The following is a 16,360-nucleotide window of genomic DNA, read 5'->3' as shown; positions in this document are numbered from 1 at the left end:
AGCTTCCAGAAATCTTACTTTTTAATCGGTTTGCGCGGACCTTTACGGGTACGTGCGTTAGTTTTGGTGCGTTGTCCGCGAACAGGCAAGCTGCGACGATGACGAAGACCGCGGTAGCAGCCTAAATCCATTAAACGTTTAATGTTCATGGAAATTTCGCGACGTAAATCACCTTCGGTCGGAACCTTAGCAACTTCTGCACGAATCGCATCAAGCTGAGCATCATCTAATTCACGAATTTTTGTAGTCTCAGTGATACCTACAGCAGCTAAGATATTCTTAGCAGTGTGGCGGCCGATACCAAAAATATACGTGAGAGAGATAACAGCATGCTTGTTATCCGGAATGTTTACACCGGCAATACGAGCCATTCAATTTTCTCCAAAAAGGCAGTCAAGATAATCAACCGCCCCACAAAAATCTTGAGGGGCGGATAATAACCTAATTAGCCTACTGAAATCAACAGGTCTTAATTAAATTAACCTTGACGCTGCTTATGACGAGGTTCTGCGCTACAAATCACGCGAATAACCCCATTACGACGGATAACTTTACAGCTACCACAGATTTTCTTTACAGAAGCTTGTACTTTCATGATGAAACCTCTAAGTGCGCTTATCCCTGAGGATGAGCAGTCGTTTTTCTCATTAACGTTTGATTATCATATTGATGCGAAGTTAGATGCGCTTGAAGTTGCGCCATAAAATCCATCACTACAACAACTACAATAAGCAATGATGTTCCACCCAAATGGAATGGAATACCAAATGAACTTTGTAAAACCATCGGCATTAAGCACACAACGGTGATGTAGATTGCACCAATAAACGTCAAACGATTAAGGATATGATCTAAATAACGAGCCGTTTGCTCACCTGGGCGGATACCAGGCACATACGCTCCGCTACGTTTCAAATTCTCTGAAACTTCTTTCGGGCTAAAAACAAGCGCGGTATAGAAATAACAGAAGAAAATAATTAACGCACCAAAGAGCATTAAATATAACGGCTGTCCAGGCGATAACACCAATGCCAAGTCTTGCAGACTACGCTTAATAATCCCTGCATTAGGATCAGCACTACCTAGCCATTGCCCCAAACTCGCTGGAAATAATAACAATGAGCTTGCGAAAATTGCTGGGATTACACCTGCCATATTAATTTTCAATGGCAAATGTGTTTGCTGTGCAGTAAATACACGACGCCCTTGCTGTTTTTGAGCATAGTTCACTGGAATACGACGTTGTGCTTTTTCAATAAACACAATCGCAGCTAAAACTGCTAAAGATAATAATCCAAATACAGCTAAACCAATTAAACTACCTTGACCATTTTGTACTGTTGTAAATGACTGAATTACCAAGTTTGGTAAGCCTGCCACAATACCTGCGAAAATGATCATTGAGATACCATTACCGACACCACGTTCAGTAATTTGCTCCCCTAACCACATCAAGAACATTGTTCCAGCAACCAATGAAGTTACCGCTGGAACATAAAATGCCAATCCCGAAGTCAAAGTAATACCCTGACTAATGAGACCAGCACACATCCCCACCCCTTGCACTAGTGCAAGGAATAAAGTTCCGTAACGTGTATATTGATTAATCTTGCGTTTGCCTTGCTCGCCTTCTTTTTTCAAAGCCTCTAACGAAGGGATCACTGTCGACATTAACTGCACGATAATCGAAGCAGAAATATACGGCATGATACCTAACGCTAGAATCGACATGCGTTCTAATGCACCGCCAGAAAACATGTTAAATAAACCTAAGAAGGTACCTTCATTAGCTTTAAAAAAACGTGCCAGCGCTACATTATCAATACCCGGCAACGGAATATGCGCTCCTAGTCGAAAGACCAATAACGCGCCAATTAAAAACATTAATCGGCGGATAATTTCACGATATTTCACATGAAATGGCTGGCCTTTCATCATGTTAACATGACCAGTAGAACTAGGAGTCATAGACACTCGAGATTACTCCTCGACTTTACCGCCAGCAGCTTCAACAGCAGCTTTAGCGCCTTTAGTCAACGCAACACCTTGTACAGTGAACGCGCGAGTGATTTCACCAGAAAGCACGATGCGAGCACGAATCTGGTCACGACGAACAACATTCGCAGCTTTTAAAGTTTCAAGGCTAACGATGTCGCCTTCCACTTTATTCAACTCAGACAAACGCACTTCAGCAGTTTTCAAAGCGATTTGGCTAGTGAAACCGAATTTAGGTAAACGACGATATAACGCAGTTTGACCGCCTTCAAAGCCTGGACGAGTACCACCACTTTTACGTGAGTTTTGACCCTTGATACCACGACCACCAGTTTTACCAACGCCAGAACCGATACCACGGCCTAAACGACGGTGTTCACGCTTTGCACCTTCAGCAGGTGAAAGTTCATTTAAACGCAGAGTCATGGCTTATTCCTCTACACTAACCATATAGTAAACTTTGTTGATCATACCACGGTTAGAAGGCGTATCTTGCACTTCTACAGTATGACCAATACGACGCAGACCTAGACCTTGTAGGCAAAGTTTATGATTTTTTAAACGATGCGAAGAAGATTTAGTCTGGGTAACTTTAATCGTTTTCATGATTGATTACCCTTGAATTTGTTCTACTGAAAGACCACGTTTCGCAGCGACTTTCTCAGGAGAAGTCATATCACGCAAACCTTTGAAAGTTGCGTTTACTACGTTAGCAGCATTAGTAGAGCCATAACATTTAGCAAGTACGTTATGTACACCTGCAGCTTCTAAAACGGCACGCATAGCACCACCAGCAATTACGCCAGTACCTTCAGAAGCAGGTTGCATGTATACACGGCTTGCACCATGACGAGCATTCACAGGGTGTTGTAAAGTAGTACCAGCAAGGTCTACAGTAATCATGTTGCGACGAGCAGCTTCAAGTGCTTTAGAAATAGCAGCTGGAACTTCACGTGCTTTACCACGACCAAAACCTACACGACCATTACCATCGCCCACAACAGTTAATGCTGTGAAAGAGAAGATACGACCACCTTTAACAACCTTGGCTACACGATCAACGGCAACCAGCTTTTCAACGAGACCTTCGTTTTGTTCAACTTTCGCCATGATTAGAACTCCAAGCCGCCTTCACGAGCAGCATCAGCCAAGGCTTTGATACGACCATGATATTTAAAACCAGAACGGTCAAATGCAACTTTAGTAACACCAGCTGCTTTAGCACGTTCTGCGATCAAAGCACCTACTTTAGTAGCCGCTTCAACGTTACCAGTAGTACCACTACGTAAAGATGCATCTAAAGTTGAAGCTTGCGCTAAAACTTTGCCACCATCTGCTGAAATAACCTGAGCATAGATGTGACGCGGAGTGCGGTTTACACACAAACGAGTCGCACCCAATGCACGGATGTGCAAGCGTGTGCTTTTCGCACGACGCAAACGGGTTTGTTTCTTTTCGTTCATAAGAACCTCGCGCCTTATTTCTTCTTAGCTTCTTTACGAAGAATAACTTCATCCGAATAACGAACACCTTTACCTTTATATGGTTCAGGAGAACGGTATGCACGGATTTCCGCTGCCACTTGACCTAACAACTGCTTGTTTGCTGATTTCAAAATGATTTCAGTTGCAGTTGGAGTTTCCGCTGTTACACCTTCAGGTAAAGCGTAGTCAATCGGGTGTGAATAACCTAATGCTAGGTTAACAACACTACCTTTAACAGCAGCTTTGTAACCTACACCAACAAGTTGTAGTTTACGTTCGAAGCCTTCACTAACACCTTTTACAAGGTTGTTCAATACAGCGCGAGCAGTACCAGCTTGCATCCAAGCATCTTTCGATTCTTTTACTGGAGCAAGTTGAAGTTTACCTTCTTCCTGTTTTAGCTCGACCAGCGCATGCAGGTTGAAAGACAATGTACCTTTGCTGCCTTTCACTTCGACCTGCCGGCCGTTCTGAGTAACTGTTACACCATTAGGTACAGTTACTGGGGCTTTAGCCACACGAGACATGAGGAATCACCTATTAAGAAACAAAAGCAATAACTTCACCACCAACACCCGCAGCACGTGCAGCGCGATCAGTCATGATGCCTTTGCTTGTAGAAACAATTGCAATACCCAAACCTTGCTTAACGCTAGGAAGTTTATCTTTACCACGGTATTGACGTAGACCTGGACGGCTTACGCGCTTAACCGTTTCGATAACTGGTTTGCCTTCGAAATATTTTAGCGTAATAGTCAAAGTAGATTTTGCATCTTCTTGAGCAACTTCTACATTTGAAATATAACCTTCTTGTTGAAGTACGTTTGCAATTGCAACTTTCAACTTAGAAGAAGGCATAGAAACAACTTGTTTCTTCGCCATTTGTGCGTTACGAACACGTGTTAACATGTCGGCAACGGTATCTTGCATACTCATTTAGTCGCTCCTTACCAGCTTGCCTTAACAACGCCTGGTACATCACCCTGCATTACTGTGTCACGTAATTTGTTACGGCTTAAACCGAACTTACGGAAGTAACCATGAGGACGACCAGTTAAACCACAGCGGTTACGAAGACGTACTGGAGATGCATTACGTGGCAATGCTTGTAACTTTAACATCGCTTCGAAACGTTCTTCGTCACTTGCGTTTACATTTGCAATCGTTGCTTTTAATTCAGCACGTTTTGCAGCGTATTTAGCAACTGTCTTTTCGCGTTTCAATTCGCGATTAATCATACCTTTCTTAGCCATATCGACCTCTTATTTGAACGGGAAGCCGAATGCACGCATAAGCGCACGGCCTTCGTCATCGCTACGAGCAGTTGTCGTAATTGTGATATCTAAACCACGAATACGATCAATCTTGTCAAAATCGATTTCAGGGAAAACGATTTGCTCTTTTAAACCCATAGAGTAGTTACCACGACCATCAAATGATTTTGAAGAAAAACCACGGAAGTCACGGATACGAGGAATCGCGATAGAGATCAAACGGTCCAAGAATTCGTACATTTGGTCGCCACGTAAAGTAACTTTACAACCAATTGGCCAACCATCACGGATTTTGAAACCAGCGATTGATTTACGAGCAAGTGTCACAACTGGTTTTTGACCAGCAATGAGTTGCATATCAGCAACAGCACCATCTAATAATTTCTTATCAGTTGCAGCTGCGCCTACACCCATGTTAAGAGTGATTTTTGTGATGCGTGGAATTTCCATCACATTCTTAATGCCAAGTTCTTCTTTTAACTTTGCTTTAAGTTCGTCATTGTAACGTGCTTTAAGTCTGGCCATTGCCTTTTCAACCTATTACTTCGCTGCCGCCACTGATTCACCATTTGATTTATAAACACGAGTTTTCGTGCCATCAATCACTTGGTAACCAACACGGTCAGCCTTTTGGGTTGTAGCATTAAAAATTGCCACGTTAGAGATATGAAGCGTTGCCTCTTGAGTAACGATACCGCCTTCAGCGCCTGTTACACGGTTTGGCTTTTGATGCTTCTTCACCAAGTTAAGACCTTCGACCTTAACTCGATCTTCAGAAACAGACAAAACAACACCTTGTTTGCCTTTTTCTTTACCTGCGATCACAATTACTTGATCGCCTTTTTTAATCTTAGCCATGATTGCCTCTTATAGAACTTCAGGAGCCAATGAAATGATTTTCATGAACTGTTCAGTACGAAGTTCACGAGTCACTGGTCCGAAGATACGAGTAGCAATCGGAGCTTTGTTGTTATTCAAAATAACAGCTGCGTTATCGTCGAAACGAATAACTGAACCATCTGGACGACGGATGCCGAATTTTGTACGAACAACTACAGCATTCATCACGTCACCTTTTTTAACACGTGCGCGTGGGATTGCTTCTTTTACAGTAACTTTAATAATGTCGCCAACAGAAGCATAACGACGATGTGAACCACCTAGTACTTTAATACATTGTACGCGGCGTGCACCACTGTTGTCTGCTACGTCGAGCATACTTTCGGTTTGAATCATTGCCCTACTCCAAAACCGAGCATCACCGGTCACAATTTCGAAAGGCTCAAAGAGTACTCGAAATTGTCCGATGATGCAACAAGAACGTCTAATTACTCAGCAGCAGCTTCAACTACTTCCACTAAAGTCCAAGCTTTAGTTTTAGAAATTGGGCGGCTTTCTTTGATGGTTACCAAGTCGCCTAATTTAGCAACATTGTTCTCATCATGAGCGTGTAATTTAGTTGAACGGCGGATTGATTTGCCATACAACGGGTGTTGAACGCGGCGTTCAATAAGCACAACAATAGATTTGTCCATTTTGTCGCTTACGACTTTGCCGGTTAACGTGCGGACTGTTTTTTCACTCATTGTCCGTTCCCCTGTTTTTCGGTAAGGAGTGTCTTGATACGAGCAATTGTCTTACGAGCAATTTGCACTTCGTGCGATTTGCCCAACTGACCAGTTGCTTTCGCCATACGAAGACGGAATTGGTTAAGCTGTTGCTCATCAAGCATCGCTTTCAACTCTTCTACCGATTTTTCACGTAGATCTTTAGTTTTCATTACATTACCGTCCGAGTCACGATAGTGGTTTTAAACGGAAGTTTAGCAGCAGCTAAAGCAAAAGCTTCACGCGCTAATTCATCGTTCACACCTTCAATTTCGTACAGGATCTTACCTGGCTGAATCTGGCAAACCCAGTATTCCACGCTACCCTTACCTTTACCCATACGAACTTCTAATGGTTTTTCGGTAATTGGTTTATCCGGGAACACACGGATGAAGATTTTACCACCACGTTTAATACGACGGCTAATGGTACGACGGCAAGCTTCGATTTGACGCGCAGTCATACGACCACGTTCAGTCGCTTTAATCGCAATCGAACCAAATGATACTGTACTACCACGATGCGCTAGACCAGTGTTACGGCCTTTGTGCACTTTACGGAATTTGGTACGTTTAGGTTGCAACATGGATTATTCTCCCTTGTCAGCAGCACGGTCACCGCGACGACCACGACGCTCTTGACCTTCACCACGACCACGACCACGTTTAGCTGGACGCTCTTCAGCAGGAGCAGGGTTCATGACTTGTTTCATGCCACCTAAGATCTCGCCACGGAAAATCCAAACTTTAACACCGATCGTACCGTAAGTTGTTTCAGCACGCATAGTTGCATAGTCGATATCAGCACGAAGAGTATGCAAAGGAACACGACCTTCACGATACCATTCAGTACGAGCAATCTCTGCACCACCTAAACGGCCAGAAACTTCAACTTTGATACCTTTCGCGCCAGCACGCATAGTGTTTTGAACCGCACGCTTCATAGCACGACGGAACATTACACGCTTTTCTAATTGAGAAGCGATTGCTTCAGCAACTAAACGAGCATCTAAGTCTGGGCGATCAATTTCGTTGATGCTAACTTGCGCTGGAACACCCATAATGTTGGTGAGTTCGCGCTGTAATTTCTCAATATCTTCGCCTTTTTTACCGATAACGATACCAGGACGAGCAGTGCTAATAGTTACTTTAGCAGCGCCTGTAGGACGTTCGATAAGAATATTGCTTACCATCGCATTCTTAAGTTTTTTAGTTAAAAACTCACGAACTTGAAGATCTTTAAGCAAGTATTCAGCGTATTGTTTCGGACTCGCATACCAGTTAGCGTTATGGCGTTTCACAACACCTAGGCGGATACCGATTGGATGAACCTTCTGACCCATATCAAACCCCTACCTTAACGGTGATGTGACAAGTACGCTTTGTAATACGATCCGCACGGCCTTTAGCACGTGGCAAAATACGTTTAAGGCTCATACCTTCATCAACGTAAATCGTAGTTACTTTAAGATCGTCAACATCTAAGCTGTTGTTGTGTTCAGCATTTGCAATTGCAGATTCAAGCGCTTTTTTAACAAGCACAGCTGCTTTTTTGTTGCTGAAGTTCAAAATATCTAGCGCGCGCGCAACCGATTTACCACGGATCAAATCAGCAACTAAACGTGCTTTTTGTGCCGAGATAGCGGCACCGCGTAATTTTGCAGTTACTTCCATCATAGCACCTATTAACGTTTAGACTTCTTATCAACACCGTGACCACGATAGGTACGAGTTGGTGCGAATTCACCAAGCTTATGACCAACCATATGCTCAGTAACAATTACTGGAACATGGTTACGACCATTGTGAACAGAAATTGTTAAACCAACAAAATCTGGAAGGATCATTGAACGACGTGACCAAGTCTTGATCGGCTTACGGTTGTTAGCTGCAATTGCTGCTTCAACTTTAGCGAACAAGTGTGCGTCGACGAATGGACCTTTTTTTAATGAACGAGGCATTATTCAGATTCCTTTACTTGACGCGACGGTCGCGAATAATCATCTTAGTCGTACGCTTATTGGTACGTGTCTTGTACCCTTTAGCTTTTTGACCCCATGGACTTACAGGTTGAATACCTTTGCTACGCCCTTCACCACCACCGTGTGGATGGTCAACCGGGTTCATCGCCATACCACGAACAGTAGGACGAACACCGCGCCAGCGTGAAGCACCAGCTTTACCCAATGAACGAAGGTTGCTTTCTTGGTTAGAAACTTCACCAATTACAGCACGACATTCAACGTGGATTTTACGCATTTCACCAGAACGTAAACGAACGATTGCGTAAGAACCATCACGACCTAACAACTGAACTGAAGTACCAGCAGAACGTGCTAATTGAGCACCTTTACCGATTTTAAGTTCAACGTTGTGAAGTGTAGAACCGATAGGCATATTACGAAGCGGTAAGCAGTTACCTGGACGAATTGGAGCATCGTTACCAGATTGTACTTTATCGCCAGCACGCAAACCTTTAGGTGCGATGATGTAACGACGCTCACCATCAGCATACAAAACTAATGCAATGTGTGCAGTACGGTTAGGATCGTATTCAATACGCTCTACAGTCGCTGGAATACCATCTTTGTTACGTTTAAAGTCAACGAGACGATAGTGTTGTTTGTGTCCACCACCAACGTGACGAGTCGTAATGTGACCGTTGTTGTTACGACCACCAGTACGTTTTTTAGCTTCAACCAACGGTGCATAAGGTGCGCCTTTGTGAAGATGGTCATGAACCACTTTCTCTACAAAGCGACGTCCTGGAGACGTTGGCTTACATTTTTGAATCGGCATAATTTTCGTCCTTACTCCGCTGCGTTTTCAGCGGTATCGCCCAAGTCAGCCATTTCTACATCTTGGCCAGCTTTCAGGGTGACGTATGCTTTTTTAACATCAGAACGACGTCCTAATGTACGACCAAAGCGTTTTGTTTTACCTTTAGTGATCGTTGTATTTACTTTCACAACTTCAACACCAAAGAGCTGCTCAACTGCTTTCTTGATTTCAAGCTTGTTTGCATTTAATGCAACTTTAAATACTTGAACACCAGCAGTATCACCTAAAACTTGTGCTTTTTCTGAGAATACTGGTCCTTGTAGGACTTGATATAAACGTTCGTTGTTCATCCGAGTTCTACCTCAATTTTCTTAGCAGCAGCTACAGACATGACAACTTTATCGAATGCGATCAAGCTAACAGGATCAATTGCAGTTGCATCCACCACATCTACATGTGGGAGGTTGCGAGCTGCAAGATACAAGTTCTCATCTACAGCATCTGTAACGATCAATGCACGAGTTGCATTTAAGTCGTTAAGTTTTGCAAGCAATTCTTTAGTTTTTGGAGCCGCAACAGCAAACTCTTCAACTAATACAAGACGATCTTGGCGAACAAGTTCAGCTAAGATACATTGCATTGCACCGCGGTACATTTTGCGGTTAACTTTTTGAGACCAATCTTGTGGACGAGCAGCAAAAGTTTTACCACCACCTACCCAGATTGGGCTACGAATAGAACCAGCACGAGCGCGACCAGTACCTTTTTGACGGAATGGCTTTTTACCACCGCCAGAAACATCTGCACGTGATTTGTGAGCACGAGTACCTTGACGACCACCAGCTAAGTAAGCTGTAACAACTTGGTGTACAAGAGCTTCGTTAAATTCACGTCCGAAAGCAACTTCAGACAATTCAACAGCAGAGCCGGAAACAGTTTTTAAATTCACAGTATTTCCCCTCAGGCCTTGATGGTAGGACGCACGATAACGTCGCCGCCAGTTGAACCAGGAATAGCACCCTTAACAACTAAAACTGAACGTTCAGCGTCAATAGATACAATTTCAAGACCTTGAACTGTTACGCGTTCATCACCTAAGTGACCAGCCATTTTCTTGCCTTTGAACACGCGACCAGGTGTTTGGTTTTGACCTGTAGAACCTAAAACACGGTGAGATACAGAGTTACCATGTGTAGCATCTTGCGTACGGAAGTTCCAACGCTTAACACCACCTTGGAAGCCTTTACCTTTAGACTGACCAGTTACGTCAACAATTTGACCAACTGTGAACAAGTCAACACCGATAGAACCACCAACTTCACGACCTTCAAGCTCGGCTTCAGTAACACGGAACTCTTTAACTAAACGACCAGCAGCAACACCAGCTTTCGCAAAGTGACCTTTCTGAGCGCTAGTTACGCGCGATTCGCGACGTTCACCAGTAGTTACTTGAATTGCTTGATAACCATCAGTTTCAAGTGTTTTGATTTGCGTAATGCGGTTTGGATCGACTTCGATAACTGTAACAGGTACAGATACACCAGCATCTGTAAAGATGCGAGTCATACCACATTTGCGACCGACTAAACCAATAGCCATGTGCATAAACCTCTAAAAAAGCGGCTTAATTAACTTAGAGTTAATTAACCGAAAGCCTTAACCCAAAGCGATCTGAACATCAACACCAGCAGCAAGATCCAACTTCATCAATGCATCAACAGTTTTATCTGTAGGTTGAACGATGTCGATCAAACGCTTATAAGTGCGGATTTCGTACTGATCACGAGCGTCTTTATTGACGTGTGGTGAAGTAAGAACGTTGAAGCGTTCGATGCGAGTAGGCATCGGAATTGGACCACACACTTGTGCGCCAGTACGCTTAGCGGTTTCTACGATCTCTTGAGCAGATTGATCAATCAGACGATGATCAAAAGACTTCAAACGGATACGAATTCTCTGGTTAGACATACCAGTAAACTCCAAGCCAAATATATAAAGAATCACCCATGACGCACCTCACCTTTTGGCAAGTGTCAAGGGCAGTGAAAATCACTATGGTCGTGATCGATGCCACGACTGTAATGCGTTAACTACTTTCTTCGTAGAAAACGCCCTCCATTTGAGGGTCGCCCATTATAGCGATTGTTTAAGTCTTATGCAATTCTTCTTTTATTTTTTACCGTTAAAAAATCAATTTAAGCGCTTACAACATATTCAATTGCTTGATTAAGCAAATCGTTGCCTTGTTGAAATTTATTTTGGTTTGTTTTTTTGAGCTCAGCGATTGATTGAACAAATTCCCCATTAAATACAGCCATGTCTTCTTCATTTTCAATCAACAATTGCAATGCATGTGGCGTCATTTCAGGATGAAATTGAAAACCTAAAACATTACGTCCAATTTGATAAAGTTGATTTCTACATACTTCATTTTCTGCTAAACGGATACCACCTCTAGGTATTTCAAAGGTCTCGCTATGCCATTGCATAATGTTAATTTTCTCTGGAATTTGAAAACAATTTTCAGGTATGTGTGAAGCTCGACCAACATCCATCCACCCCAACTCTTGATATTGATTACGGCTAACCACAGCACCAAGTGCATTTGCAATTAACTGCCCACCGAGACATAAGCCTATAGCAGGCTTTCCTGATGCCAAATAACGACGCAACCATCTTTTTTCCAATTTTAACCATGGGTAATTTGCTTCATCATTCACACTCATCGTCCCACCCATGATAATTAACAAATCCACCTCATCTACATGTGGCAATGCTTCCAATTCCAATGGCAGGTCGACAGGCAAAGCAAAAAACTCTGTTGCCGTGATTTTTGCTTTATGTGCTTTCAAGAAATTGTAACAACTACCAAAACCTTCACCTGCGATGTGCTGAAAATAATGCACTCTTAAATGCGACTTCATGCGCTAAAACCTATTATCGTTAGAATGATACTAAGTCTTAGCAAAAATAAAGCCAGTTTCATTCAATCTATTTGATCTGTAACGATTGTGTACAAAACACCTGAACAACTAGCAGAATTGTTGTTTTTCTCTTAACCTAAATCCATCTATTGATTTGATTTAGCACCATGACTAAGCACCAAAATGCACAAACCAACCTTATTCACGCACCAAGAAAAGCCCCTCAATATATAGAAACTATTCAACCTCCCCTATATCGTGCATCTACCATTATTTTTAAAAGCACATCGCACCTTTTTGATCGTCATTGGACAGATCCCTATGACTATAGCTACGGCACACATGGCACACCAACAACATTTACGCTTGGCGATAACATCGCGCATATTGAAGGCGGTTTGTTTAGCTTACTGGCACCGAGTGGTTTATCTGCGATCAATTTAGTTAACAGTACTCTTTTAAATTCAGGCGATGAGGTATGGGTTGCAGATAATATTTATGGTCCAAATTTAGAGCACCTCAACAACCTTCAAACTCGTTATGGCATTCAAGTTAAAGTTTATAATCCGATTGATATTGATAGTTTCACACCTTCAGAAAAAGCAAAGTTAATTTGGCTCGAAGCTGCTGGTTCTGTCAGTTTAGAATTTCCTGATTTAAAAAAACTAGTCAAAAAAGCCAAGCAATTTAATCTTCTCATCGCCCTCGATAACACTTGGGGGGCTGGTCTGGCATTTAATGCATTTGATTTCTCTGATGAACATTTATCGGTTGATGTAACAGTACACGCCCTTACCAAATATCCAAGTGGTGGCGGAGACATCCTCATGGGCTCGGTTGTAACGCGCGATCAACATTTACATCATAAACTTTATCGCATGCATGCAACCCAAGGCATATCTGTTTCAGGTGATGATACTGCGCAAATTCAACGTAGTTTGGCGCATATGTCGCTGCGTTATGAACAGCAATCTCAAAGCACACTAAGATTATTAGATTGGCTAAAACAACAGCCCCAATTTATTCAAGTTTTACACCCAAGTCTTTCTGATTCAGCTGGACATCAATTTTGGAAAGAGGTTTGCACCACAGGCAAGAGTGCTGGCTTGGCAAGTGTAATCTTTGATTCAAGATATGATATGCATGCAGTGCGTAGATTTTGCGATAACTTAAAACTATTCAAACTTGGTTTTAGTTGGGGTGGCCCTGTAAGTTTGGTGATGCTCTATGATTTAAAACAGATGCGTGCATTGGAAAATACACATTTACAACAAGGTTTATTGGTTCGTTTCTGTATAGGACTAGAAGATCCTGCGGATTTAATTCAAGATATTCAAAACGCATTAAAACAACTGGAATAACTCTTATAATAGGTGAAGAATGAGTACACCCATCGTAATTGCAAAAAAAACCACAGATACAACACAAGATATTGTTCTACATTCTCAATTTGCTAACCGCCATGGTCTGATTGCTGGTGCAACCGGTACAGGAAAAACAGTAACTCTAAAAGTACTTGCTGAGAGTTTTTCTCGTATCGGCGTCCCTGTTTTTCTAGCAGATGCGAAAGGTGATGTTTCAAGCCTAGCCAAAGCAGGTTCAAGCAGCCCCAAATTTGATGAACGCATTAAAAGTCTGCATCTGGATTCTGTTCCATTTGCAGCTTCACCTGTTATTTTCTGGGATCTATTTGGCCAACAAGGACATCCTATTCGAACCACTATTTCTGAAATAGGCCCTTTATTATTAGCGCAGATGCTAAATTTAAACGATACACAAGAAGGTGTATTGTCCGCAGTATTTAGAATCGCAGATGATCAAGGCCTTCTCCTCATCGACTTTAAAGATCTAAAGGCGATGCTAACTTATGTCAGTGAAAATGCTGCTGAACTGAAAAATGAGTATGGCAATCTCTCTCCTGCCAGTATTGGTGCGATACAACGCAATCTGCTTGCGTTAGCAGATCAAGGTGGAGATCAGTTTTTTGGTGAACCAAGTTTGAATATTCTAGATTTTATTCAAACAGATACTCAAGGTCATGGTTATATCAACCTTCTCGCTGCAGATAAGTTGATGAATACCCCAAAACTTTATGCAACATTCTTGCTTTGGATGCTCTCAGAATTATTTGAGCAACTACCCGAAGTTGGCGATATGGATAAGCCTAAACTTGTCTTCTTCTTTGATGAAGCACATTTATTGTTTTCCAATGCTAGTCCAGCTTTGCAAGAGAAAATTGAACAAGTGGTTCGTTTAATTCGCTCGAAGGGTGTAGGAATCTACTTTATCACTCAAAACCCACTTGATTTACCAGAAAGTGTTCTAGGTCAACTCGGGAATCGAGTACAACATGCTTTACGTGCTTTTACACCTAAAGATCAAAAAGCGGTCAAAACCGCAGCCGACACTTTCCGAGCCAATCCTGATTTTAAGGTTGATCAAGCGATTACTGAACTAGCTGTAGGTGAGGCTTTGATTAGTTGTTTGGATGAACAAGGCACCCCTCAGATTGTTGAGCGTGGTTGGGTGATGCCCCCATATTCCTCTTTTAGCCCAATCACCCCTGAAGAACGACAGGTGATGATGGGGCAAAGTATTGTTGCTGGGGTTTATGATCAAGCCTTAGATCGTGACAGCGCTTACGAACTTTTACAGAAAAAAGTATTACAACAGTCTCAGCAAAAGCAAGCTGACGAACTCGCTAAGCAGCAAGTAAAGGAACAAGAAACCCTCGCAAAGCAACAAGCAAAAGAACAAGAGCGATTTGCCAAAGAGCAACAAAAAGCGGCAGAAAAAGCGCAACGTGATCGTGAAAAGCTCACACAAGACATTGTCGGTACATTTGCAAAAAGTGCTGCCCGAAGCTTAGGTGGTAGCACTGGACAAAAAATAGTGCGTGGATTACTCGGCTCATTATTCGGAAAATAAAAAAATCTCAAAAATAAGGGATAATTAATTATCCCTTATCTTTTTTATGGTTTTTATTATAAGATGTATTGCAAATACATTTTATAAGGTGTATTTTAAATATATCTTATAAAATGATAGTCCAGAGAGATCACTCATGACTCCACAGCAAATTGAACTCGTAAAAGCAACTGTTCCTGTCTTACGTGAAAATGGTGTCGCATTAACAGGTTATTTCTATAATCGTATGTTAGGAAATAATCCTGCACTCAAAGAAACCTTTAACATGGGTCATCAACGCAGTGGTGCTCAAGCTCAAGCACTCGCAGGAGCTGTTTTAGCGTACGCAGAAAATATTGAAGATCCATCTGTGCTTTTGCCTGTGGTGGAACTGATCGCTCATAAACATGTCAGCCTCAATATCCAAGCGCCTGATTACAGTATTGTGGGTGAAAATTTATTACATTCGATCAGTGAAGTACTGAATATCTCAATGGAAGATCCTTTGATTGCGGCATGGGCCGCTGCTTATGGACAACTAGCAGATTTGTTTATCAGCACTGAAAAAGCGATCTACGACCAACATCAACAAACTAAAGGCAGTTGGTTAGGATGGCGTAATTTTAAAATCGCTAAAAAAGTGGTTGAAAGTGATGAAATTACGTCGTTTTATTTAGCACCTGTCGATGGCGGTGATTTACCAAACTACGAAGCTGGCCAATATATTTCAGTACGTGTTTTTGTCCCAGAACTCAATCTGAGACAACCTCGCCAATACACTTTATCAACAAGCCCACAAGCAGATTATTTACGTATTTCAGTGAAACGTGAAGATGCGAAAGGTGAGCTTGCCGAAGGCTGGGTATCAAATACATTACATAGTTTAGCGGAAGGTTCTGAAATCGAAGTTTCTGCTCCTACAGGTAACTTTTATCTGATAGATAGTAAAAAACGTAATGTATTTATCAGTGGTGGTGTAGGTTTAACCCCAATGATTGCTATGCTGAATCAATTGGTTACTTTAGATATGCCACAACCAGTAACGTTTATACATGCATGTCGTAGCAGTCAAGTTCATGCTATGAAACAACATATTCATGATCTTAAAGCTAAATTCCCTCGTCTAAGCACATTTACGGCGTATGAATTTCCACATGATGGGGATGTATTCGGTGTGGATTATGAAGCAGCTGGTCGTTTAGATTTAGCATCTATGGATGCAGCACTATTGCCAACAACTGCTGATTATTATTTATGTGGTCCGATGCCATTTATGGCTGAACAACACAAAGCACTTGTTGCACGAGGCATTCCTGCTGAAAATATTCATAGCGAAGCATTTGGCACAGGTGGTGTAAAACTTAGCTAATTGATGCTGCGTTTTGTATA

27 protein-coding genes and 1 pseudogene are annotated in these 16,360 nt (G+C 42.2%); 3 read left to right on the top strand and 25 right to left on the bottom strand.

Annotated features, from left to right (window positions below; all coding sequences use genetic code 11):
• Positions 1 to 14: 14 nt before the first annotated feature.
• The 25 genes and pseudogenes from rpsM to A2003_RS13235 form a co-directional block, all read right to left on the bottom strand.
• Positions 15 to 371, bottom strand: a complete 357-nt coding sequence (rpsM, locus tag A2003_RS13355) for a 30S ribosomal protein S13 (RefSeq protein WP_000090815.1) — start codon at positions 369 to 371, stop codon at positions 15 to 17.
• A 107-nt stretch (positions 372 to 478) separates the two neighbouring features.
• Entirely contained in the window at positions 479 to 595 is a 117-nt protein-coding gene (gene rpmJ, locus A2003_RS13350) for a 50S ribosomal protein L36 (RefSeq protein ID WP_000867907.1), read from the bottom strand.
• Positions 596 to 615: 20 nt separating this feature from the next.
• A complete protein-coding gene (gene secY, locus A2003_RS13345; RefSeq protein WP_171053828.1) occupies positions 616 to 1,935 on the bottom strand; it encodes a preprotein translocase subunit SecY in 1,320 nt (439 codons plus the stop codon).
• A 45-nt stretch (positions 1,936 to 1,980) separates the two neighbouring features.
• Positions 1,981 to 2,421, bottom strand: a complete 441-nt coding sequence (gene rplO, locus A2003_RS13340) for a 50S ribosomal protein L15 (RefSeq protein WP_004909340.1) — start codon at positions 2,419 to 2,421, stop codon at positions 1,981 to 1,983.
• Between the two features lie 3 nt (positions 2,422 to 2,424).
• Positions 2,425 to 2,601 (bottom strand): 50S ribosomal protein L30, encoded by a 177-nt coding sequence (gene rpmD / locus A2003_RS13335; RefSeq protein WP_000849088.1) that lies wholly within the window; start codon positions 2,599 to 2,601, stop codon positions 2,425 to 2,427.
• A gap of 6 nt (positions 2,602 to 2,607) precedes the next feature.
• Positions 2,608 to 3,105 (bottom strand): 30S ribosomal protein S5, encoded by a 498-nt coding sequence (gene rpsE, locus A2003_RS13330; RefSeq protein ID WP_004657688.1) that lies wholly within the window; start codon positions 3,103 to 3,105, stop codon positions 2,608 to 2,610.
• Between the two features lie 2 nt (positions 3,106 to 3,107).
• Positions 3,108 to 3,458 carry a 50S ribosomal protein L18 gene (gene rplR, locus A2003_RS13325; RefSeq protein ID WP_004641044.1) on the bottom strand — a complete coding sequence of 117 codons (351 nt, stop codon included), beginning with the start codon at positions 3,456 to 3,458 and terminating at the stop codon, positions 3,108 to 3,110.
• A 14-nt stretch (positions 3,459 to 3,472) separates the two neighbouring features.
• Positions 3,473 to 4,006, bottom strand: coding sequence for a 50S ribosomal protein L6 (rplF, locus tag A2003_RS13320; protein ID WP_005403248.1), 534 nt, complete (start codon positions 4,004 to 4,006; stop codon positions 3,473 to 3,475).
• A gap of 13 nt (positions 4,007 to 4,019) precedes the next feature.
• A complete protein-coding gene (gene rpsH, locus A2003_RS13315; protein WP_004909347.1) occupies positions 4,020 to 4,415 on the bottom strand; it encodes a 30S ribosomal protein S8 in 396 nt (131 codons plus the stop codon).
• Positions 4,416 to 4,426: 11 nt separating this feature from the next.
• Complete coding sequence (gene rpsN / locus A2003_RS13310) at positions 4,427 to 4,732, bottom strand: 30S ribosomal protein S14 (RefSeq protein ID WP_001074624.1); 306 nt, start codon at positions 4,730 to 4,732, stop codon at positions 4,427 to 4,429.
• 9 nt (positions 4,733 to 4,741) lie between these two features.
• Entirely contained in the window at positions 4,742 to 5,278 is a 537-nt protein-coding gene (gene rplE, locus A2003_RS13305; RefSeq protein WP_004909351.1) for a 50S ribosomal protein L5, read from the bottom strand.
• A gap of 15 nt (positions 5,279 to 5,293) precedes the next feature.
• Positions 5,294 to 5,611, bottom strand: coding sequence for a 50S ribosomal protein L24 (gene rplX, locus A2003_RS13300; protein WP_004909354.1), 318 nt, complete (start codon positions 5,609 to 5,611; stop codon positions 5,294 to 5,296).
• A gap of 9 nt (positions 5,612 to 5,620) precedes the next feature.
• On the bottom strand, positions 5,621 to 5,989 hold the full coding sequence (rplN, locus tag A2003_RS13295; RefSeq protein WP_004657680.1) for a 50S ribosomal protein L14: 369 nt from the start codon (positions 5,987 to 5,989) through the stop codon (positions 5,621 to 5,623).
• A 92-nt stretch (positions 5,990 to 6,081) separates the two neighbouring features.
• Positions 6,082 to 6,339, bottom strand: coding sequence for a 30S ribosomal protein S17 (gene rpsQ / locus A2003_RS13290; RefSeq protein ID WP_004657679.1), 258 nt, complete (start codon positions 6,337 to 6,339; stop codon positions 6,082 to 6,084).
• Positions 6,336 to 6,533, bottom strand: coding sequence for a 50S ribosomal protein L29 (gene rpmC / locus A2003_RS13285; protein WP_004909358.1), 198 nt, complete (start codon positions 6,531 to 6,533; stop codon positions 6,336 to 6,338). The genes rpsQ and rpmC overlap by 4 nt, the downstream gene beginning before the upstream one ends.
• Entirely contained in the window at positions 6,533 to 6,946 is a 414-nt protein-coding gene (gene rplP, locus A2003_RS13280; protein WP_004641059.1) for a 50S ribosomal protein L16, read from the bottom strand. Before rplP ends, rpmC begins: the two co-directional genes overlap by 1 nt.
• A pseudogene (gene rpsC / locus A2003_RS13275) lies at positions 6,886 to 7,702 on the bottom strand (30S ribosomal protein S3). Before rpsC ends, rplP begins: the two are co-directional and overlap by 61 nt.
• 1 nt (position 7,703) lies before the next feature.
• Entirely contained in the window at positions 7,704 to 8,033 is a 330-nt protein-coding gene (rplV, locus tag A2003_RS13270) for a 50S ribosomal protein L22 (RefSeq protein ID WP_004683272.1), read from the bottom strand.
• Positions 8,034 to 8,044: 11 nt separating this feature from the next.
• Positions 8,045 to 8,320, bottom strand: a complete 276-nt coding sequence (gene rpsS, locus A2003_RS13265; RefSeq protein WP_004641066.1) for a 30S ribosomal protein S19 — start codon at positions 8,318 to 8,320, stop codon at positions 8,045 to 8,047.
• A 13-nt stretch (positions 8,321 to 8,333) separates the two neighbouring features.
• Positions 8,334 to 9,158, bottom strand: a complete 825-nt coding sequence (gene rplB / locus A2003_RS13260) for a 50S ribosomal protein L2 (protein ID WP_004909365.1) — start codon at positions 9,156 to 9,158, stop codon at positions 8,334 to 8,336.
• A gap of 11 nt (positions 9,159 to 9,169) precedes the next feature.
• Positions 9,170 to 9,490, bottom strand: coding sequence for a 50S ribosomal protein L23 (rplW, locus tag A2003_RS13255; protein ID WP_004877633.1), 321 nt, complete (start codon positions 9,488 to 9,490; stop codon positions 9,170 to 9,172).
• The gene (rplD, locus tag A2003_RS13250) at positions 9,487 to 10,089 is read right to left on the bottom strand and encodes a 50S ribosomal protein L4 (protein ID WP_004909368.1); all 603 of its coding nucleotides are present in this window, start codon (positions 10,087 to 10,089) and stop codon (positions 9,487 to 9,489) included. The genes rplW and rplD overlap by 4 nt, the downstream gene beginning before the upstream one ends.
• A gap of 11 nt (positions 10,090 to 10,100) precedes the next feature.
• A complete protein-coding gene (gene rplC / locus A2003_RS13245; RefSeq protein ID WP_004909372.1) occupies positions 10,101 to 10,739 on the bottom strand; it encodes a 50S ribosomal protein L3 in 639 nt (212 codons plus the stop codon).
• 57 nt (positions 10,740 to 10,796) lie between these two features.
• Entirely contained in the window at positions 10,797 to 11,108 is a 312-nt protein-coding gene (gene rpsJ / locus A2003_RS13240; protein WP_000070912.1) for a 30S ribosomal protein S10, read from the bottom strand.
• A 227-nt stretch (positions 11,109 to 11,335) separates the two neighbouring features.
• On the bottom strand, positions 11,336 to 12,064 hold the full coding sequence (locus A2003_RS13235) for a type 1 glutamine amidotransferase (RefSeq protein WP_112987447.1): 729 nt from the start codon (positions 12,062 to 12,064) through the stop codon (positions 11,336 to 11,338).
• 167 nt (positions 12,065 to 12,231) lie between these two features.
• Between A2003_RS13235 and A2003_RS13230 the strand changes: the two genes are divergently transcribed.
• From A2003_RS13230 to hmpA, 3 genes are all read left to right on the top strand, one after another.
• Positions 12,232 to 13,425 carry a PLP-dependent transferase gene (locus A2003_RS13230; protein WP_112987448.1) on the top strand — a complete coding sequence of 398 codons (1,194 nt, stop codon included), beginning with the start codon at positions 12,232 to 12,234 and terminating at the stop codon, positions 13,423 to 13,425.
• Positions 13,426 to 13,444: 19 nt separating this feature from the next.
• Positions 13,445 to 14,992, top strand: a complete 1,548-nt coding sequence (locus A2003_RS13225; RefSeq protein WP_112987449.1) for a helicase HerA-like domain-containing protein — start codon at positions 13,445 to 13,447, stop codon at positions 14,990 to 14,992.
• A 136-nt stretch (positions 14,993 to 15,128) separates the two neighbouring features.
• On the top strand, positions 15,129 to 16,340 hold the full coding sequence (gene hmpA / locus A2003_RS13220) for an NO-inducible flavohemoprotein (RefSeq protein ID WP_112987450.1): 1,212 nt from the start codon (positions 15,129 to 15,131) through the stop codon (positions 16,338 to 16,340).
• Positions 16,341 to 16,360 lie beyond the last annotated feature (20 nt).

It is taken from the genome of Acinetobacter sp. GWC1_38_13 (genome assembly GCF_001767535.1).
In the GTDB taxonomy this organism is placed as follows: Bacteria; Pseudomonadota; Gammaproteobacteria; order Pseudomonadales; family Moraxellaceae; genus Acinetobacter; species Acinetobacter junii.
The sequence above is the reverse complement of the archived record's forward strand: the minus strand, read 5'-3'. Positions and strand labels throughout refer to the sequence as shown.

What these genes read in the sequence shown, in the direction of transcription:
- rplP (WP_004641059.1), bottom strand. Translation starts at nt 6,946, where the DNA reads ATGTTGCAACCTAAACGTACCAAATTCCGTAAAGTGCACAAAGGCCGT.
- A2003_RS13230 (WP_112987448.1), top strand. Translation starts at nt 12,232, where the DNA reads ATGACTAAGCACCAAAATGCACAAACCAACCTTATTCACGCACCAAGA.
- rplE (WP_004909351.1), bottom strand. Translation starts at nt 5,278, where the DNA reads ATGGCCAGACTTAAAGCACGTTACAATGACGAACTTAAAGCAAAGTTA.
- rplC (WP_004909372.1), bottom strand. Translation starts at nt 10,739, where the DNA reads ATGGCTATTGGTTTAGTCGGTCGCAAATGTGGTATGACTCGCATCTTT.
- rpsQ (WP_004657679.1), bottom strand. Translation starts at nt 6,339, where the DNA reads ATGAGTGAAAAAACAGTCCGCACGTTAACCGGCAAAGTCGTAAGCGAC.
- rpsM (WP_000090815.1), bottom strand. Translation starts at nt 371, where the DNA reads ATGGCTCGTATTGCCGGTGTAAACATTCCGGATAACAAGCATGCTGTT.
- rpmC (WP_004909358.1), bottom strand. Translation starts at nt 6,533, where the DNA reads ATGAAAACTAAAGATCTACGTGAAAAATCGGTAGAAGAGTTGAAAGCG.
- hmpA (WP_112987450.1), top strand. Translation starts at nt 15,129, where the DNA reads ATGACTCCACAGCAAATTGAACTCGTAAAAGCAACTGTTCCTGTCTTA.
- rpsS (WP_004641066.1), bottom strand. Translation starts at nt 8,320, where the DNA reads ATGCCTCGTTCATTAAAAAAAGGTCCATTCGTCGACGCACACTTGTTC.
- rpmD (WP_000849088.1), bottom strand. Translation starts at nt 2,601, where the DNA reads ATGAAAACGATTAAAGTTACCCAGACTAAATCTTCTTCGCATCGTTTA.
- rplX (WP_004909354.1), bottom strand. Translation starts at nt 5,611, where the DNA reads ATGGCTAAGATTAAAAAAGGCGATCAAGTAATTGTGATCGCAGGTAAA.
- rpmJ (WP_000867907.1), bottom strand. Translation starts at nt 595, where the DNA reads ATGAAAGTACAAGCTTCTGTAAAGAAAATCTGTGGTAGCTGTAAAGTT.
- rpsE (WP_004657688.1), bottom strand. Translation starts at nt 3,105, where the DNA reads ATGGCGAAAGTTGAACAAAACGAAGGTCTCGTTGAAAAGCTGGTTGCC.
- secY (WP_171053828.1), bottom strand. Translation starts at nt 1,935, where the DNA reads ATGAAAGGCCAGCCATTTCATGTGAAATATCGTGAAATTATCCGCCGA.
- rplB (WP_004909365.1), bottom strand. Translation starts at nt 9,158, where the DNA reads ATGCCGATTCAAAAATGTAAGCCAACGTCTCCAGGACGTCGCTTTGTA.
- rpsN (WP_001074624.1), bottom strand. Translation starts at nt 4,732, where the DNA reads ATGGCTAAGAAAGGTATGATTAATCGCGAATTGAAACGCGAAAAGACA.
- rplR (WP_004641044.1), bottom strand. Translation starts at nt 3,458, where the DNA reads ATGAACGAAAAGAAACAAACCCGTTTGCGTCGTGCGAAAAGCACACGC.
- A2003_RS13225 (WP_112987449.1), top strand. Translation starts at nt 13,445, where the DNA reads ATGAGTACACCCATCGTAATTGCAAAAAAAACCACAGATACAACACAA.
- rplF (WP_005403248.1), bottom strand. Translation starts at nt 4,006, where the DNA reads ATGTCTCGTGTGGCTAAAGCCCCAGTAACTGTACCTAATGGTGTAACA.
- A2003_RS13235 (WP_112987447.1), bottom strand. Translation starts at nt 12,064, where the DNA reads ATGAAGTCGCATTTAAGAGTGCATTATTTTCAGCACATCGCAGGTGAA.
- rplO (WP_004909340.1), bottom strand. Translation starts at nt 2,421, where the DNA reads ATGACTCTGCGTTTAAATGAACTTTCACCTGCTGAAGGTGCAAAGCGT.
- rplV (WP_004683272.1), bottom strand. Translation starts at nt 8,033, where the DNA reads ATGGAAGTAACTGCAAAATTACGCGGTGCCGCTATCTCGGCACAAAAA.
- rplW (WP_004877633.1), bottom strand. Translation starts at nt 9,490, where the DNA reads ATGAACAACGAACGTTTATATCAAGTCCTACAAGGACCAGTATTCTCA.
- rpsJ (WP_000070912.1), bottom strand. Translation starts at nt 11,108, where the DNA reads ATGTCTAACCAGAGAATTCGTATCCGTTTGAAGTCTTTTGATCATCGT.
- rplN (WP_004657680.1), bottom strand. Translation starts at nt 5,989, where the DNA reads ATGATTCAAACCGAAAGTATGCTCGACGTAGCAGACAACAGTGGTGCA.
- rpsH (WP_004909347.1), bottom strand. Translation starts at nt 4,415, where the DNA reads ATGAGTATGCAAGATACCGTTGCCGACATGTTAACACGTGTTCGTAAC.